Genomic DNA, 15,058 nt, shown 5'->3' on the forward strand with positions numbered 1-15,058 from the left:
GCGGGCTAGCCGCCTCCGGCCACCATGCCACCCAGCAGCGTGACACCCAGCAACAACACCATCACCGCCGCCAGCGCTTCCACCCCGTAGCGCACGCGCGCCGCGCCTGTGCTGGACAGACGTTGACCGATGCGCGTCGCCGCGCCGCCGGCGGCCACGGCCAGGCAAGCCAGCGCCGCCACCGTCAAACCGGTGCCCAAGCCCATCGCCAATGCCGACGCCACGCCGGCCAGGACAAAGCCCTGCGACAAGGCGAACACCAGCACGATCAGCGCGCCGCTGCACGGACGCAGCCCCACCGCCAGAATGGCCGACATGGCGCGCCGCCAGTTCAACTGGCCGGCAACCTGATCAGGTGCGGGCACATGCGCATGGCCGCAACCGCAATCATCGTGGTGGTGGTGGTGGTGATGTGCATCAGCAGAGGCAACCGGCTCGCGCCGACGCCGCAGCAATGGCCTGACCGCCTTGATCCACACCAACCACACACCCAGCAGCGTCACCAACCCATACGACGCCAGCTCCAGCCAACGCGTCGCCTGGTTCATCGTGGTAGCGGTTGCGTTGAACACCAACGCCAGCACCGCCACCATCACAATCGCCACCAGCGCCTGGATCAGCGCGGACGCCAGCGCCAGCAGCGCGCCGTTGCGTGCCGTCTGCCGATTGGCCACTACATAGGAAGAGATCACCGCCTTGCCATGCCCAGGCCCAAGCGCGTGAAAAACGCCGTAGGCAAACGACAGGCCGATCAAGGTCCAGGCCGCGCCGCCATCGGCCTGCCAGGCGCGCACCGCGCCCGTCAATTGGCGGTAGAAATGGCTTTGCCAGACGGCCACTTGCCCAAAGAAACTGGCCAGCCAGCCCGGCCCACCCATGCCCGCGCCGCTTTCCGGCACGCCGAAAGGATGCGCACCCTGCGCCGTGGCCACGCCCATGCCGCCCAGCAGCGGCGACAGCAGCAACAGCACCAACGCCGCCATCCACCAGCCAAAGCGCCAGGAAGCCAGCGTTACGGGCATCGCACCTCGATGCGGTGCGTCAGCCCCTTGGTGATGGCGAAAAGTTCGTCCGGCAATGCGTCCGGGTCGGCCGGGATCGCGGCCAGTTGCTGCATGGTCTTCCAATCCAATTCCTTGGGCTTGCGATAGGCCGACGTACACGTCGCGGCATCCGGGCCGCCCAGCGACACCGCGCCTTTCTCGTCAAAAGCGTACGCAACAAAATAAGTAGGGTCGTAGATATCCACCTGCGCGCCGTCGGCGCCCACCGGCATGGGCGTGGCCAAGGGCAAGGTGAACGACAACGTCAGGCGCGCGGTCTTGGGGTTCCAGTCGACCTTGGCATCACGCGGCGCCGCGAAGGTGGCGGTCTTGCCGCCCACGGTAACGCGGGTGAAATAGTGCGAAATCGGTTCACCCAGCGCCTTCATCCAGTCATCCGCCATGCCCTTCAAGGTGGCGGCGGGCAAGGAACCACCCTTGCCTTTCGGCAGGCCTTGCGTGGCATAGGCGCCGAACATTTCATCGAACAACCAGACCTGGCGAACCGCCGTGATGCGGTGCTGCGCGTCCACATCGATGACCGCGCGCGCATCGATCCACATATGCGGGTGCGCGCTGGCGGACCCTGCCGCCAGCAGTGCCGTCGCGGCGGTCAGGGCTGCAAGGCCGCGGCGAGCTGACGTACGTTCCATTCAAACATTTCCAGATAGGTAGCGCCGGGCTGTCCGGGCTTGGACAGCGCATCGGAATAAAGCGTACCACCCACCTTGGCACCGGTCTCGCGCGCAATCTGCTGAACCAGTTTGGGGCTGGAAATGTTCTCAACGAACACCGCCGGCACCCTGTCGCGCTTGACCTGTTCAATGATGCTGGCGATTTCACGGGCCGAAGGTTCGGCGTCCGTGGATACGCCCATCGCCGAAATGAACGACACGCCGTAGGCATCGCCGAAATAGCCAAAGGCACCGTGCGACGTCACGACCTTGCGGCGTGCTTCCGGAATGGCGGCGAACGTCTTCCTGGCGGAAGCGTCCACGGCTTCCAGGCGCGCGATATAGGCACTTGCACGCTGGCGATAGGCGTCGGCGTGCGCCGGATCGGCGGCGGCCAGGCCCTCGGCCACATTGCGCGCATAGATCACGCCATTGGCCAGGTTCTGCCAGGCGTGGGGATCCGAGTCGCCATGATGGTGATGACCTTCCTTGTGATCGTGGTCGTGGTCGTGGTCGTGATCATGGTCATCGTGCTTGCCATCGCCACCCGCTTGCGCGAACTTGCGCGGCGTCACGCCTTTGCTGGCCACCACCGTCTGGCCGGCAAAGCCGGACGCCTTCGTCAGCTTGGGCAACCAGGTCTCGAAGTCCAGGCCGTTCACGAACAACACTTTCGCGGTGGACAGCTTCTTGGCGTCGCCCGGCGTGGGTTCGTATTCGTGCGCGTCGCCATCCGGCCCGACCAGCGTCGTCAGGCTGACGTCGTCGCCGCCCACTTCCCGCACGATGTCGCCCAGGATGGAGAAGCTGGCCACGGCCTTCAGCGGTTCGGCGGCATGCGACGCCCCGACCACGGCCGACAGGCACAGCCCGGCCATTGCCAACAAGGCGCGGCGACGCAGCGGCAGAATGGAACGCATAACGAATCTCCTTATTAAGTCAGGCTTGGCGCATGCGGCGCGGCGCCCGCAGCAACCCGCCTTGCGGGCCGCCGACGATGGAAAACAGATAACAGGCGCCCGCCGCCAGAATGATCGAAGGCGACGCAGGCACGTTGAAGTGGTAGGACACCAGCAGACCGCTGACCGAGGCCAGCACACCGAACCCGGCCGCCAGCGGAATCTGCCGCGCGGCCGACCGCGCCCAGAAGCGCGCCGCGGCGGCGGGCAACATCATGATCCCCACGACCATCAAGGTGCCCAGCACCTGGAAGCCCGCCACCAGATTGACCACCACCAGCACCAGGAACCCCATGTGGACCCAGCCGCCCCCGCCGCCGCTGGCCCGCAGAAACCCCGGGTCCAGGCATTCGGCGACCAGCAAGCGGTAGATGGCGGCCAGCACCAGCAAGGTCACGCTGGCCGTGATGGTCACCAGCAGCAGAGCAGGGTCGTCCAGCCCCAGCACCGTGCCGAACAGCACATGCAGCAAATCCATGTTCGAGCCGCGCAAGGACACCAGCAATACACCCAGCCCCAGCGATATCAAATAGAAGGCGGCAAAACTGGCGTCTTCACGCAGCGGCGTCAACCGCGCCACCAGCCCGGCCAGCAAGGCGACGGCCAAGCCGGTGGCGATGCCACCCAGCATCATGGCGCCCAGCGACAGCCCGGACAGCAGGAACCCCGCCGCCACCCCCGGCAGGATGGCGTGCGACATCGCGTCGCCCATCAAACTCATGCGCCGTAGCACCAGGAACACGCCCAAGGGCGCCGCGCCCAACGACAAGGCGCAGGCGCCAGCCAGCGCGCGCCGCATGAAGCCATAGTCAAGAAAGGGAGAAACCACCCATTGCGCCAACGTCATGCGTAGGCCCTCGCATGCCATTGCCGCGCCACCTTCAGATGCGCGTCGCTCAAGACGCTGGCGGTGTCGCCCCACGCCACGACAGAGCCCGACAACAGCAGGCATTCGGGAAAGTGGTCGCGCACAAGATCCAGGTCATGCAGCACGGCGATCACCGTGCGCCCCTGGCCGTGCAGCCCGCACAGCAATGCCATCAGGTCGTCGGCGGTATGGGCGTCGACCGCGGCAAAGGGCTCGTCCAGCAGCAGCACCGGCGCGTCCTGCACCAGCATCCGCGCAAACAAGGTGCGCTGCATCTGCCCGCCCGACAAGGTGTCCACGCCCCGCCCGGCGGCGTCCGCCAGGCCGACGGTTTCCAGCGCATGCATGCAGCGTTCAAGTTCGTCGTGGCGAAAACGCCGCCACGCACCGACCCGTCGCCAAGCGCCCATGGCCACCAGGTCCAGCACCGTGACCGGGAACGATCGGTCCAATTCGGCCGCCTGCGGTAGCCAGGCCAATTCGGAACGCCCCCCGCCGCTGATGCGCACGCTGCCCGCCATGGGGCGCAGCACGCCCATGATGCCTTTGATCAAGGTCGACTTGCCCGCCCCATTCGGCCCGACCACGGCCGTCATGCCGCCGGCGGCAAAACAGCCCGACACGGACTTCAGCGCGGGATGGCCATGCCAGCCAAAAGACGCATCGGCCAGCTCGATGGTGACGGGCGCCTTGCTCATCGCGGCCACCAGTCCAGCGCCCAAGCCGTCAGCGCCCACAGCATGGCGGCCGCCACCACGGCGACGGCCATGCGACGCCAGGCGGAAGCCAGAAAGGCAGAGCGGGGAATCTTGCCTTGCCGAAGCGCGGCGCCGGGCCGCGGGGGCAAAAGCGTGAAGTGAGACATGGAAAGCGGGCAGGCTAAAGACTAAAGATACGTAGGGGCGGACCGGGGAAAGAAGCACGCGTCGGCCAGCGGAACCCCAGCTAATCCGAAACGCGAAGACCGTCTGAACTTGGCCCGGCTTATTTTTACAATGTTATATCATAACTAAACTGACTTGAATCTGGCCGGGGGTGCCCGCATATCTGAGTTTTCTGCTACTTTCCTGGCATCTCGCGCGCGTCGCGCGCGTCTTTCATTCAGATAAAGTCCACCATGCCCGCTCCGCCCCGTTCCCCCCGCAGCGACACCGTCGGCGCCCAGCTCAGCGTCGCCGAGACGCTGTGCGAACAGCGCGGTCGCCGCCTTACCCCCATCCGCCGCAAGGTGCTGGAACTGCTGCTGCGCCACGGCCGCAGCCTGAAGGCGTATGAATTGCTGGACGCCATGCGCGAAGTGCATCCCGGCGCGGCGCCCCCCACCGTGTACCGCGCGCTGGACTTCCTGATGGACGAAGGCCTGATTCACCGCCTGGACGCCGTCAACGCCTGGAGTGCCTGCCATGACGCCGGCGGCGCCCCGCATGATTTGTTGGTGGTCTGCACCGGCTGCGGCGCGGTTGCCGAAGTATCCGACCCCGCCATGAGCCGCCAATTGGCCGAGCGGGTCGCCCAAACGGGCTACGCCCTGGCCACGCACGAGACCGAGATCCGCGCGCTCTGTCCCCAATGCCAGAAAAAGCAGCCGGCCGACGCTGCGCATCACCATCACTGATTCCGGTTACGGCGTTTGCGCCACCGCGCGCGCCGTCAGCACCGTATTGCCAGCCGTCCGTTAAGGGCCCGTTGCGTCCGGTTCGCAACGACTCTTGAAATCTGGCAAACCGCCCCAAAATAGTGATATCGCCGGATACTTGCCGGCCTACAGACGCGATCCGGACGGCTTCGGCCCCTGGGTTGATCCGGGGTTTGCCCCCTGCCCCCGACTGTGCTGTAATCCTGCGTCCGGCCGCTGTTGGCGGCCCACGCAGCCTGTGGCAAACATCACCCGCACGGGGCAAAACACCCTGTCAGGGCCTGAATTGAATGCCTGGGCTTCGGCCTTGGCTTTATAGCCTTCACAGCCTTGACTTCACGCTAGCAGCTTCGCCATGAACACCCCGCGCAGTTTGGACAAAATGGTTCCCGTCACCATCCTCACCGGCTTTCTCGGTGCGGGCAAGACCACCCTGCTCAAACGCATCCTGACCGAATTCCATGGCCGCCGCGTAGCGGTCATCGAAAACGAGTTCGGACCGGAAAGCATCGACAACGACCTGCTCGTGCAAGACAGCGATGAAGAAATCATCGAACTGTCCAACGGCTGCGTCTGCTGCACGGTGCGTGGCGACCTGATGCGCACCCTGTCCGAGCTGCGCGTCAAGCGCGAAGCCGGCGAACTGACATTCGAACGCGTCATCCTGGAAACCACGGGCATGGCCAACCCCGGCCCCGTCTGCCAGACGTTCTTCATGGATGACGACATCGCCGAGTACTACCGCCTGGACGCGGTAGTGACCGTGGTTGATGCCAAGCACGGCATGTCCACGCTGGACGAACAACCCGAAGCCCAGAAACAAGTCGGTTTCGCCGACCGCATCCTGATCTCCAAGCGCGACCTGGTCAACGAAGTCGACTACGAAGCGCTGCGCCACCGCCTGGTTCACATGAACCCGCGCGCGCCGATCACGCCGGTCAATTTCGGCGAAGTCGACCTGAAGTCGATCATCGACATCAGTGGCTTCAACCTGAATTCCATCCTGGACATCGACCCGGAATTCCTGGCCGATGAGCACCCCGACGCCGCCCACAGCCACGCCCACGACCATGGGCATGACCACGCGCACGATCATGGCCACGACCACGATCATGAGCACGAAGGCGAATGCGGGGCGCATTGTGATCACGCCCACCACCATCACCACCACCAGCACGACGACGAAATCGGTGCGTTCGTGTTCCGTTCCAACAAGCCGTTCGATCCCGCGCGCCTTGAAGAATTCCTGGGCGGCGTGGTGCAGGTTTATGGTCCCGACCTGATGCGATACAAGGGCATCCTGTACATGAAGGGCATCAACCGCCGCATGTTGTTCCAGGGTGTGCACATGATGATGGGCGCCGAACCCGGCAAGCCGTGGACCGCGGCTGAAAAACCGTCCACCAAGATGGTATTCATTGGACGTAAGCTGCCCCAGGAGATTTTCACCCGGGGCTTGGAGCAGTGCCTGGCGGGGTAATCCCCCTTCCCGACGTGACGCGATGCGACGAAGGCAGTACTGTGAGGTACGAATAGCGTAGGCAGCAAGCAACACGAACCGGGAAAGGACGCCCGCGCCAGGATCGATTCATAGTGGAGTGTTTTCATGGCTACCAAGGCAGCAACTAAAAAATCAAGCAAGTCGACGAGCGATACGGCGATTGATCTGCCCAGCGAGAAGGAATTGCTGGCCATGCCCGAGTCCGACTATATGAATGAACGCCAACTGGCTTTCTTCAAGGAACGGCTCAAACAACTCGAACAGGACATCCTGGCCAACGCCGGCGAGACCACTGAGCACCTGCGCGAAACGCAGTTCGTGCCCGACCCCGCCGACCGCGCCACCATCGAGGAAGAACACGCACTTGAGCTGCGCACTCGCGACCGCGAGCGCAAGCTGCTGAAGAAGGTGCAACAGTCCATCGCCCGCATCGACAGCGGCGAATATGGCTGGTGTGAAGAAACCGGCGAACCGATCGGCGTACCCCGCCTGTTGGCCCGCCCCACGGCCACCCTGTCGCTGGAAGCGCAGGAACGCCGTGAAATGCGCCAAAAGCTGTACGGCGACTGATCCGTCCCGTTTTCACGCCATGCCCTGAAAGGCTATGCTGGTTTCCAGCATGGCCTTTTTTATTGGCCGTCGCGCAACGCGCTTGATTTCCTTCGAACCGCCCCCAGCTAGTCCTTTCAAAGGAAGGAACGCATGGAACAATTTCACGCCACCACCATCGTGTGTGTGCGCCGCGGCAACCGCGTCGCGCTCGGCGGCGATGGCCAGGTCACCCTGGGCAACATCGTCGTCAAGGGCACGGCCCGCAAGATCCGCCGCCTGTACCACGACAAGATCCTCGCTGGCTTTGCCGGCGCCACCGCCGACGCGTTCACGCTGCAGGAACGCTTTGAAGCCAAACTGGAAAAGCATCAGGGCAACCTGATGCGCGCCGCCGTCGAGCTCACTCGCGACTGGCGTACCGACCGCGTCCTGCGCCGTCTTGAAGCCATGCTGATCGTGGCCGACACCGAGCACACGCTGGTCCTGACCGGCAACGGCGACGTGCTCGAACCCGAGCACGGCCTGGCGGCCATCGGGTCGGGCGGCGCCTACGCGCAGTCGGCCGCGCTGGCCTTGCTGCGCAACACCGAACTGTCGCCCGAAGCCGTCGTCAAGCAGTCCCTGGAAATCGCCGGCGACCTCTGCATCTACACCAACCAGAACCACGTCATCGAAACGCTGGGTGACTGACACCCGCCACGCGGCGCACGGGCAACTTCCCTGCGCCGCGGCCGCCTCCCCAGCCCGCCGCTCTAGCTTTTAGGATTCGCCCTCATGTCCGCATCCAACATGACGCCCGGAGAGATCGTCTCCGAACTCGACAAGTACATCGTTGGCCAGAACCGCGCCAAGCGCGCCGTCGCGGTCGCCCTGCGCAACCGCTGGCGCCGCCAGCAGGTCGCCGAGCCCCTGCGCCAGGAAATCCACCCCAAGAACATCCTGATGATCGGCCCCACCGGCGTGGGCAAGACCGAGATCGCCCGCCGCCTGGCCAAGCTGGCCAACGCACCTTTCATCAAGATCGAAGCCACCAAGTTCACGGAAGTGGGCTACGTCGGCCGCGACGTCGACACCATCATCCGCGACCTGACCGAATACTCGATCAAGCAAACCCGCGAACTGGAAATGCGCCGCGTGCGCACCCAGGCCGAAGACGCCGCCGAAGACCGCATCCTGGACGCCCTGGTGCCACCCGCCCGTGGCGCCTCTGGCGAGCCGGAGCGCGGTGAAGACAACAGCGCCCGCCAGACCTTCAGGAAGCGCCTGCGCGAAGGCAAGATCGACGACCTGGAAATCGAGATCGAGGTGTCCCAGGCCGCGCCGCAGATGGACGTCATGACGCCCCCTGGCATGGAAGAAATGGCCGAGCAACTGCGCGGCATGTTCGCCGGCATGGCTCGCGACAAGAAAAAGCCCAAGAAGATGAAGGTGCGTGAAGCCTTCAAGCTGATCATCGACGAAGAAGCCGCCAAGCGCGTCAACGAAGAAGACCTGCGCACGGTTGCCATCAACAACGTTGAACAGAACGGCATCGTCTTCCTGGACGAAATCGACAAGATCGCCGCCCGCCAGGAATCCGGTGGCGCAGACGTGTCCCGCCAAGGCGTGCAGCGCGACCTGCTGCCGCTGGTGGAAGGCACCACGGTCAACACACGCTATGGCATGGTCCGCACCGACCACATCCTGTTCATCGCGTCGGGCGCATTCCACCTGGCGCGCCCGTCTGACCTGATCCCGGAACTGCAAGGCCGTTTCCCGATCCGCGTCGAACTGGAATCGCTGACCGCCGAAGACTTCGTCCGTATTCTGTCCGACACGGATGCGTCCCTGACCAAGCAGTACACCGCGCTGATGGCCACCGAAGACGTGCAGTTGGAGTTCACGGACGAAGGCGTGCGCCGCCTGGCGGAACTGGCCTTCGACGTCAACGAAACCACCGAAAACATCGGTGCGCGCCGCTTGTACACGGTCATGGAGAAGCTGCTGGACGAACTGTCGTTCGACGCTACGTCCAGCCAAGACAAGCACGTGAAAATCGACGCCGCCTACGTCAATTCGCAACTGGCCGAAGCCGCCAGCAGCCAGGATCTGGCTCGCTACGTGCTGTAAGGCGGGGGGCCGCTAGACGGTGGGTGCTAAAGGGTGTGCAACACCCTTTGCACCCTTGCACTGGGTCCCACTGGCAAAAAAAGCCGCTTATCGCCTGATCGCGATAAGCGGCTTTTTCATGGGCGCGGCATTCACTTAGTTAGTGATCGCCGTCACCACGTATTTGCCATCCTTGCGCGTGGCCGTGAACCGCACCTTGTCGCCTGCCTTGATCTTCGCCAACAGCGCCGGGTCCGCGTCATAGACCAGCGTCATGGCCGGCAGGTCCAGCGCCTTGATCTCGTCATGCTTGATCGTCACCTTGCCCGCGGCCGGGTCGACGCGACGTACTTCCCCGCTGGCGTCAGCCTGCTGCGCAAACGCCAGAGGCGTCGCCAGCGACACAACGGCCATCGCGGTGGCGACAGCCATGGGCATTGCATACTTGCGGTCAAAAGCCATACAGGCATCCTCCATTGACACCGAAAGCCGCCCGGGCGGCACCGCCCGGTCTGCTTTCCACAGTGCTAGGATACCGCCGTTATGAAACAGTTCCTGCGGCAGAACGCAACAATCCTGACGGTTGATTGCGAGCCTACCTCTTTGCGAGGTGCACGCTTACCGCTGGACGCAACCCTCCATATTCACCCACTTCAGGACGTTTCACATGGCCAACCGCTTATCTGTCATTGCTACCCGCACGGGGGACGACGGCACCACGGGCCTGGGGGACGGATCACGCACGCCCAAGGACGCCCCGCGCATCGCGGCATTGGGGGATGTAGACGAACTAAACAGCGTCATCGGTGTGCTGCTGACTGAAGCGCTTCCCCCCGAAATCTCGATTGATCTAGTGGCAATTCAACACCACCTCTTCGACATGGGCGCGGAACTTTGCATTCCCGGCCACACCGCAGTCACCGACGAACAGGTCGCCCTGTTGGACACGCGCCTGGCGCATTACAACGCCACGCTAACGCCCTTGCGAGAATTCATCCTACCCGGCGGAACCCGCGCGGCTGCCCAAGCGCACGTGGCGCGCACCGTATGCAGGCGGGCGGAGCGGGCGGTGGTGGCGCTGGCGGCGGAGGAGCCAGTGAATGCGCCGGTCAGGCAGTATCTGAACCGGTTGTCGGATCTGATGTTTGTACTGGCGCGTTGTATAAACCAGCATGAAGGTCAGAAAGATACATTCTGGGCGGGCGCCCAGGCGCGCCGATAGCTTGCGGCCGGAATACGCCGGACGCCATCGGCCCAAGGTTCGAAGCATATGAGCATTCTCGTCACCGGCGGCGCCGGCTTCATCGGGTCCAATTTCGTCCTGGACTGGCTCGCGCACAGCGACGAACCCGTCGTCACGCTGGACAAATTGACCTACGCCGGTAATCTGGATAACTTGGCGCCCGTGGCCAGCGACCCGCGCCATCGTTTCGTCTACGGCGATATCGCCGATCAAGCAACCGTGCGGGAATTGCTGGGAACGCATCGTCCCCGTGCCGTGATCAATTTCGCCGCCGAAACCCATGTCGACCGGTCCATCGCCGATCCGGGCGCGTTCGTTCAGGCCAACGTGCTGGGCACCTGCCATTTGCTGGAAACAACGCGCAGCTATTGGTCTGCGCTTGATTCGGCAGATAAGAACGGCTTTCGCTTTGTGCATATATCGACCGACGAGGTCTATGGGTCGCTGGACGAGAATGGCTCGCCCTTCACCGAACAGACCCCCTACGCGCCCAACAGCCCATACTCCGCCAGTAAAGCGGCCAGCGACCATTTCGTGCGGGCTTACCACCAGACCTACGGCCTGCCGGTGCTGACGTCCAATTGCTCCAATAACTATGGTCCTCGGCAATTCCCGGAAAAGTTGATTCCGCTGATCATCCACCATGCCTTCACCGGCAAGCCCCTGCCCCTCTACGGCGATGGCCTTCAACGACGTGACTGGCTGTACGTGTCTGACCATTGCGACGCCATTCGCCGGATACTGGAAGCTGGCACGCCCGGCGCCACGTACAACGTAGGCGGCTGGAACGAAATGACCAATCTGGAGCTGGTCCGCGGGCTTTGCGGGCTGCTGGACGAATTGCGACCGCGAGCCGATGGCAGGCCATACGCAGATCAAATCGTCCATGTCCCCGATCGCGCGGGTCATGACCGCCGTTATGCGGTGGACGCGTCGCGGCTACAGCGCGAATTGGGCTGGATGCCCACGGAAACCTTCGATTCAGGTATCCGAAAAACGGTGCAGTGGTATTTGCACGAAACACAATGGGTGGCAAACGTCGCCAGCGGCGCTTACCGTAGGCATCCGACGACTCTCGGCGGGAGCTAGCGTGAAGATCCTATTGCTCGGCAAGAACGGGCAGATTGGCCGGGAATTGCGGCACGCCTTGCCCGCGTTGGGTGAAGTAGTGTCCCTGGGCCGCGAAGATATCGATCTGCGCGACCAGGACGCCTTACGCATAACGCTATCGTCCCATCAGCCCGATGTCATCGTGAATGCGGCGGGCTATACCGCCGTGGATCTGGCGGAATCGCATCAGAATGAAGCCGCACTGCTCAATACGCAGGCTGTCACCACGCTAGCGCACTACGCACAAGACTCGGGCACCCTGCTTGTTCACTATTCCACAGACTATGTGTTCGATGGCGCCAGCACAGCGGCCTATACGGAAGCCGACGCGCCGGCTCCTAAAAATGTCTATGGCGCCACCAAACTTGCGGGCGAAGCTGCCATCAGGGCCGCCCTGTGCGATGCGTTGATTCTTCGCTGTAGTTGGGTCTATGCAGCAGACGGCCAAAATTTTCCGCGCACGATATTGCGCCTCGCACGCACACGCGATCAATTGGATGTCGTCGTGGACCAGGTCGGCGCTCCAACATCCGCAGCGCTGATCGCGGACGTCACCCTCCGCGCCATCACGGCGCGTCAACGGTCGTTGCTGGCAAGCGGCATTTATCATCTGTCGGCAAGCGGCGTAACAAGCTGGTACGCCTACGCACGGTATCTGGTTGCCGGCGCGGCAGCGCGCAGGATTCCCCTGCGGCTCACACCAGACGGCATTCGACCCATCACCTCGGCAGACTACAACGCCGCGGCCAGACGCCCTCACAATTCCCGTTTGGACAGCACACTGCTTGCCACCGCACTGGGCCTGCAACTTGCGGATTGGACACACGGGGTCGAGCAAATATTGGATCAGCTTTCGGAACGCGCACACCACGGCGGAGACCTCCCATGACACGCAAAGGTATTGTGCTGGCCGGCGGTTCGGGCGCCCGCCTGCATCCAGCCACGCTCGCGATCAGCAAGCAATTGCTGCCTGTTTTCGACAAGCCGATGATCTACTATCCGCTCAGCACGCTGATGCTGGCAGGTATACGTGACATTCTGATCATCTCCACGCCGCAGGACACCCCACGTTTCCAGCAACTGCTGCAAGATGGGTCGCAATGGGGCTTGAACCTGCAATACGCCATCCAGCCTTCGCCCGACGGCCTGGCACAAGCCTTTCTGATCGGCGCTCACTTCATTGGCCAAGGGCAGTGCGCGCTGGTGTTGGGCGACAATATTTTCTATGGTCATGAACTGCCCAAACTGCTTGAGCGTGCCAACGCGCGCAGGGAAGGCGCCACCGTGTTTACCTACCATGTCCAGGATCCGCAACGCTATGGCGTGGCCGAGTTCAACCAGGATGGCAAGGTGATGTCCATTGAAGAGAAGCCCGCCCAGCCGCGTTCCAACTACGCTGTGACCGGCTTGTATTTCTACGACAACGACGTGATCGACATCGCCCGAGACATTCAGCCCTCTGCACGCGGCGAGCTCGAGATCACGGACGTGAACCAGCGCTACCTGGAGCAGGGCTCGCTCAACGTGGAAATCATGGGCCGCGGCTTCGCCTGGTTGGATACCGGCACGCACGAATCGTTGCTGGAGGCTAGTCAGTTCATTGCCACGCTGGAGCATCGGCAAGGATTGAAAGTGGCATGCCTGGAAGAGATCGCTTATCGCCAGCAATGGATCACTGCCGAAGCGCTGTCACGGCTGGCTGCGCCGTTGTCCAAAAGCGGCTACGGCCAATACCTGAATCGCATCCTGAAGGACAAGGTGTTCTGATGAAAGCCATTGCGCAAACCCTGCCCGAGGTGCTGCTGCTTGAGCCACGTGTGTTCAGCGATGCGCGCGGGTTTTTTTTTGAGAGCTTCAATGAACGCACCTTTGAAGCCGCCACCGGTTTGCAGCGTCACTTCGTGCAGGACAATCATTCGCGCTCGCTCCGCGGCGTGCTGCGCGGTTTGCACTATCAGCTTGAACGCCCACAGGGCAAGCTTGTGCGCGTCTGCGTGGGAGAAATCTTCGATGTGGCGGTTGACGTGCGGCGCGCATCACCCACGTTTGGCCAATGGGTGGGTACACACCTTAGCGCGGAGAACAAACGCCAAATGTGGATACCCGAAGGATATGCACATGGCTTTCTGACACTGTCCGAGTCGGCCGAGGTGCTATATCGGACCACGGACTACTACACGCCGGAGCTTGAACGCTGTATCCGGTGGGATGACCCCGATCTGGCTATAGCCTGGCCTGGCGGTGAAACGCCGTTACTGTCCCAAAAGGACCATCACGGCGCGTCCCTGAAAACCGCACAACTGGATTGATCAATTCACCCCAGCCGCATGCGCCTGTTCATCCGCATGATACGAAGACCGCACCATCGCGCCCACCGCCGCATGTGAGAACCCCATCGCATACGCCTCACGTTCAAACATCTTGAACGTATCCGGGTGCACATACCGCAGCACCGGCAAATGATGCTCCGACGGTTGCAGATACTGCCCGATCGTCAGCATATCCACGCCATGCTCGCGCATATCCCGCATCACTTGCAGGATTTCCTCATCCGTTTCACCTAACCCCAGCATCAGCCCTGACTTGGTGGGCACTTCGGGGTGCAGTTTTTTAAACTCTGCCAGCAGCTTCAACGAGTGCATGTAATCAGACCCCGGACGTGCCTGCTTGTACAAGCGCGGCACGGTTTCCAGGTTGTGGTTCATCACATCCGGGGGGCCGGCGTTCAGGATGGTCAGCGCGCGGTCCAGGCGGCCGCGGAAGTCGGGGACCAGGACTTCGATGCGGGTGGTGGGCGACAGTTCGCGGATGTGCGTGATGCAATCCACGAAGTGGCCGGCGCCGCCGTCGCGCAGGTCGTCGCGGTCCACCGAGGTGATGACCACGTACGACAGCTTCAGCGCGGCAATGGTGCGCGCGAGGTTCTCGGGTTCTTTGGTGTCCAGCGGGTCGGGGCGGCCATGGCCCACATCACAGAACGGGCAGCGGCGCGTGCACTTGTCGCCCATGATCATGAACGTGGCGGTGCCCTTGCCGAAGCATTCGCCGATGTTCGGGCAAGAGGCTTCTTCGCAGACCGTGTGCAGATTGTGTTCGCGCAGGATGCGCTTGATGTCGTAGAAGCGCGAGCCGGGCGCGGCGGCTTTCACGCGGATCCACTCGGGCTTCTTCAGGCGTTCGGCCGGAACGATCTTGATGGGAATGCGCGCCGTCTTGGCCTGCGACTTCTGCTTTTGGGTGGGGTCGTAGACGGCTTCCGAAGTGGCCGAGGCCGTGGCGGAAGCGGTTGCGGATGCAGCGGCGGATTCATTCGGGGGAACAGCGGACTCAGCGAGCGTAGACATTGGGCACCTTCGCAACCGGCGCGCAGGATGGCCCGGTTTG

Annotated in this window: 17 protein-coding genes; 10 read left to right on the top strand and 7 right to left on the bottom strand. The window is 63.0% G+C overall.

Annotated elements, in window-relative coordinates:
• Positions 1 to 5: 5 nt before the first annotated feature.
• The 5 genes from P8T11_RS18715 to P8T11_RS18735 are packed head-to-tail and all read right to left on the bottom strand — an operon-like array spanning position 6 to position 4,242.
• On the bottom strand, positions 6 to 983 hold the full coding sequence (locus P8T11_RS18715; protein WP_268082326.1) for a nickel/cobalt transporter: 978 nt from the start codon (positions 981 to 983) through the stop codon (positions 6 to 8).
• A gap of 29 nt (positions 984 to 1,012) precedes the next feature.
• Positions 1,013 to 1,696 (bottom strand): DUF1007 family protein, encoded by a 684-nt coding sequence (locus P8T11_RS18720; RefSeq protein ID WP_418910290.1) that lies wholly within the window; start codon positions 1,694 to 1,696, stop codon positions 1,013 to 1,015.
• Complete coding sequence (locus tag P8T11_RS18725) at positions 1,657 to 2,637, bottom strand: metal ABC transporter substrate-binding protein (protein ID WP_418910289.1); 981 nt, start codon at positions 2,635 to 2,637, stop codon at positions 1,657 to 1,659. The genes P8T11_RS18720 and P8T11_RS18725 overlap by 40 nt, the downstream gene beginning before the upstream one ends.
• 19 nt (positions 2,638 to 2,656) lie before the next feature.
• Entirely contained in the window at positions 2,657 to 3,523 is an 867-nt protein-coding gene (locus tag P8T11_RS18730; protein ID WP_268082323.1) for a metal ABC transporter permease, read from the bottom strand.
• Positions 3,520 to 4,242 (bottom strand): metal ABC transporter ATP-binding protein, encoded by a 723-nt coding sequence (locus P8T11_RS18735; protein WP_268080581.1) that lies wholly within the window; start codon positions 4,240 to 4,242, stop codon positions 3,520 to 3,522. Before P8T11_RS18735 ends, P8T11_RS18730 begins: the two co-directional genes overlap by 4 nt.
• A gap of 419 nt (positions 4,243 to 4,661) precedes the next feature.
• Between P8T11_RS18735 and P8T11_RS18740 the strand changes: the two genes are divergently transcribed.
• The 5 genes from P8T11_RS18740 to hslU all read left to right on the top strand — a co-directional run bounded on the left by P8T11_RS18740 (position 4,662) and on the right by hslU (position 9,342).
• A complete protein-coding gene (locus P8T11_RS18740) occupies positions 4,662 to 5,159 on the top strand; it encodes a Fur family transcriptional regulator (RefSeq protein ID WP_268080580.1) in 498 nt (165 codons plus the stop codon).
• Between the two features lie 376 nt (positions 5,160 to 5,535).
• Positions 5,536 to 6,660, top strand: coding sequence for a CobW family GTP-binding protein (locus tag P8T11_RS18745; RefSeq protein ID WP_268080579.1), 1,125 nt, complete (start codon positions 5,536 to 5,538; stop codon positions 6,658 to 6,660).
• Positions 6,661 to 6,786: 126 nt separating this feature from the next.
• The gene (gene dksA / locus P8T11_RS18750; protein ID WP_006216410.1) at positions 6,787 to 7,251 is read left to right on the top strand and encodes an RNA polymerase-binding protein DksA; all 465 of its coding nucleotides are present in this window, start codon (positions 6,787 to 6,789) and stop codon (positions 7,249 to 7,251) included.
• Between the two features lie 132 nt (positions 7,252 to 7,383).
• Positions 7,384 to 7,923, top strand: coding sequence for an ATP-dependent protease subunit HslV (hslV, locus tag P8T11_RS18755; protein ID WP_006216412.1), 540 nt, complete (start codon positions 7,384 to 7,386; stop codon positions 7,921 to 7,923).
• 84 nt (positions 7,924 to 8,007) lie between these two features.
• The gene (gene hslU, locus P8T11_RS18760) at positions 8,008 to 9,342 is read left to right on the top strand and encodes an ATP-dependent protease ATPase subunit HslU (protein ID WP_100853856.1); all 1,335 of its coding nucleotides are present in this window, start codon (positions 8,008 to 8,010) and stop codon (positions 9,340 to 9,342) included.
• Between the two features lie 135 nt (positions 9,343 to 9,477).
• On the opposite strand, the gene P8T11_RS18765 is transcribed toward hslU, so the two are convergent.
• A complete protein-coding gene (locus tag P8T11_RS18765) occupies positions 9,478 to 9,783 on the bottom strand; it encodes a copper-binding protein (protein WP_006216414.1) in 306 nt (101 codons plus the stop codon).
• 205 nt (positions 9,784 to 9,988) lie between these two features.
• Here P8T11_RS18765 and P8T11_RS18770 point away from each other — a divergent pair, with 205 nt between their 5' ends.
• The 5 genes from P8T11_RS18770 to rfbC are packed head-to-tail and all read left to right on the top strand — an operon-like array spanning position 9,989 to position 13,983.
• Positions 9,989 to 10,543 carry a cob(I)yrinic acid a,c-diamide adenosyltransferase gene (locus tag P8T11_RS18770; protein ID WP_277549883.1) on the top strand — a complete coding sequence of 185 codons (555 nt, stop codon included), beginning with the start codon at positions 9,989 to 9,991 and terminating at the stop codon, positions 10,541 to 10,543.
• Between the two features lie 48 nt (positions 10,544 to 10,591).
• Positions 10,592 to 11,653, top strand: a complete 1,062-nt coding sequence (rfbB, locus tag P8T11_RS18775) for a dTDP-glucose 4,6-dehydratase (protein WP_268080578.1) — start codon at positions 10,592 to 10,594, stop codon at positions 11,651 to 11,653.
• A gap of 1 nt (position 11,654) precedes the next feature.
• Positions 11,655 to 12,563, top strand: coding sequence for a dTDP-4-dehydrorhamnose reductase (gene rfbD / locus P8T11_RS18780; RefSeq protein WP_268080577.1), 909 nt, complete (start codon positions 11,655 to 11,657; stop codon positions 12,561 to 12,563).
• The gene (gene rfbA / locus P8T11_RS18785) at positions 12,560 to 13,441 is read left to right on the top strand and encodes a glucose-1-phosphate thymidylyltransferase RfbA (RefSeq protein WP_268080576.1); all 882 of its coding nucleotides are present in this window, start codon (positions 12,560 to 12,562) and stop codon (positions 13,439 to 13,441) included. Before rfbD ends, rfbA begins: the two co-directional genes overlap by 4 nt.
• A complete protein-coding gene (gene rfbC, locus P8T11_RS18790) occupies positions 13,441 to 13,983 on the top strand; it encodes a dTDP-4-dehydrorhamnose 3,5-epimerase (protein WP_268080575.1) in 543 nt (180 codons plus the stop codon). Before rfbA ends, rfbC begins: the two co-directional genes overlap by 1 nt.
• Here rfbC and lipA read toward each other — a convergent pair whose 3' ends face one another.
• Entirely contained in the window at positions 13,984 to 15,018 is a 1,035-nt protein-coding gene (gene lipA, locus P8T11_RS18795; protein ID WP_268080574.1) for a lipoyl synthase, read from the bottom strand.
• Positions 15,019 to 15,058: the final 40 nt, after the last annotated feature.

It is taken from the genome of Achromobacter spanius (genome assembly GCF_029637605.1).
GTDB lineage: Bacteria > Pseudomonadota > Gammaproteobacteria > Burkholderiales > Burkholderiaceae_B > Achromobacter > Achromobacter spanius_E.

Coding starts and splice junctions, on each gene's coding strand:
- rfbB (WP_268080578.1), top strand. CDS start 10,592: ATGAGCATTCTCGTCACCGGCGGCGCCGGCTTCATCGGGTCCAATTTC.
- hslV (WP_006216412.1), top strand. CDS start 7,384: ATGGAACAATTTCACGCCACCACCATCGTGTGTGTGCGCCGCGGCAAC.
- P8T11_RS18735 (WP_268080581.1), bottom strand. CDS start 4,242: ATGAGCAAGGCGCCCGTCACCATCGAGCTGGCCGATGCGTCTTTTGGC.
- P8T11_RS18765 (WP_006216414.1), bottom strand. CDS start 9,783: ATGGCTTTTGACCGCAAGTATGCAATGCCCATGGCTGTCGCCACCGCG.
- P8T11_RS18725 (WP_418910289.1), bottom strand. CDS start 2,637: ATGCGTTCCATTCTGCCGCTGCGTCGCCGCGCCTTGTTGGCAATGGCC.
- P8T11_RS18770 (WP_277549883.1), top strand. CDS start 9,989: ATGGCCAACCGCTTATCTGTCATTGCTACCCGCACGGGGGACGACGGC.
- P8T11_RS18740 (WP_268080580.1), top strand. CDS start 4,662: ATGCCCGCTCCGCCCCGTTCCCCCCGCAGCGACACCGTCGGCGCCCAG.
- rfbC (WP_268080575.1), top strand. CDS start 13,441: ATGAAAGCCATTGCGCAAACCCTGCCCGAGGTGCTGCTGCTTGAGCCA.
- P8T11_RS18715 (WP_268082326.1), bottom strand. CDS start 983: ATGGCGGCGTTGGTGCTGTTGCTGCTGTCGCCGCTGCTGGGCGGCATG.
- dksA (WP_006216410.1), top strand. CDS start 6,787: ATGGCTACCAAGGCAGCAACTAAAAAATCAAGCAAGTCGACGAGCGAT.
- P8T11_RS18720 (WP_418910290.1), bottom strand. CDS start 1,696: ATGGAACGTACGTCAGCTCGCCGCGGCCTTGCAGCCCTGACCGCCGCG.
- lipA (WP_268080574.1), bottom strand. CDS start 15,018: ATGTCTACGCTCGCTGAGTCCGCTGTTCCCCCGAATGAATCCGCCGCT.
- P8T11_RS18730 (WP_268082323.1), bottom strand. CDS start 3,523: ATGACGTTGGCGCAATGGGTGGTTTCTCCCTTTCTTGACTATGGCTTC.
- hslU (WP_100853856.1), top strand. CDS start 8,008: ATGTCCGCATCCAACATGACGCCCGGAGAGATCGTCTCCGAACTCGAC.
- rfbA (WP_268080576.1), top strand. CDS start 12,560: ATGACACGCAAAGGTATTGTGCTGGCCGGCGGTTCGGGCGCCCGCCTG.
- P8T11_RS18745 (WP_268080579.1), top strand. CDS start 5,536: ATGAACACCCCGCGCAGTTTGGACAAAATGGTTCCCGTCACCATCCTC.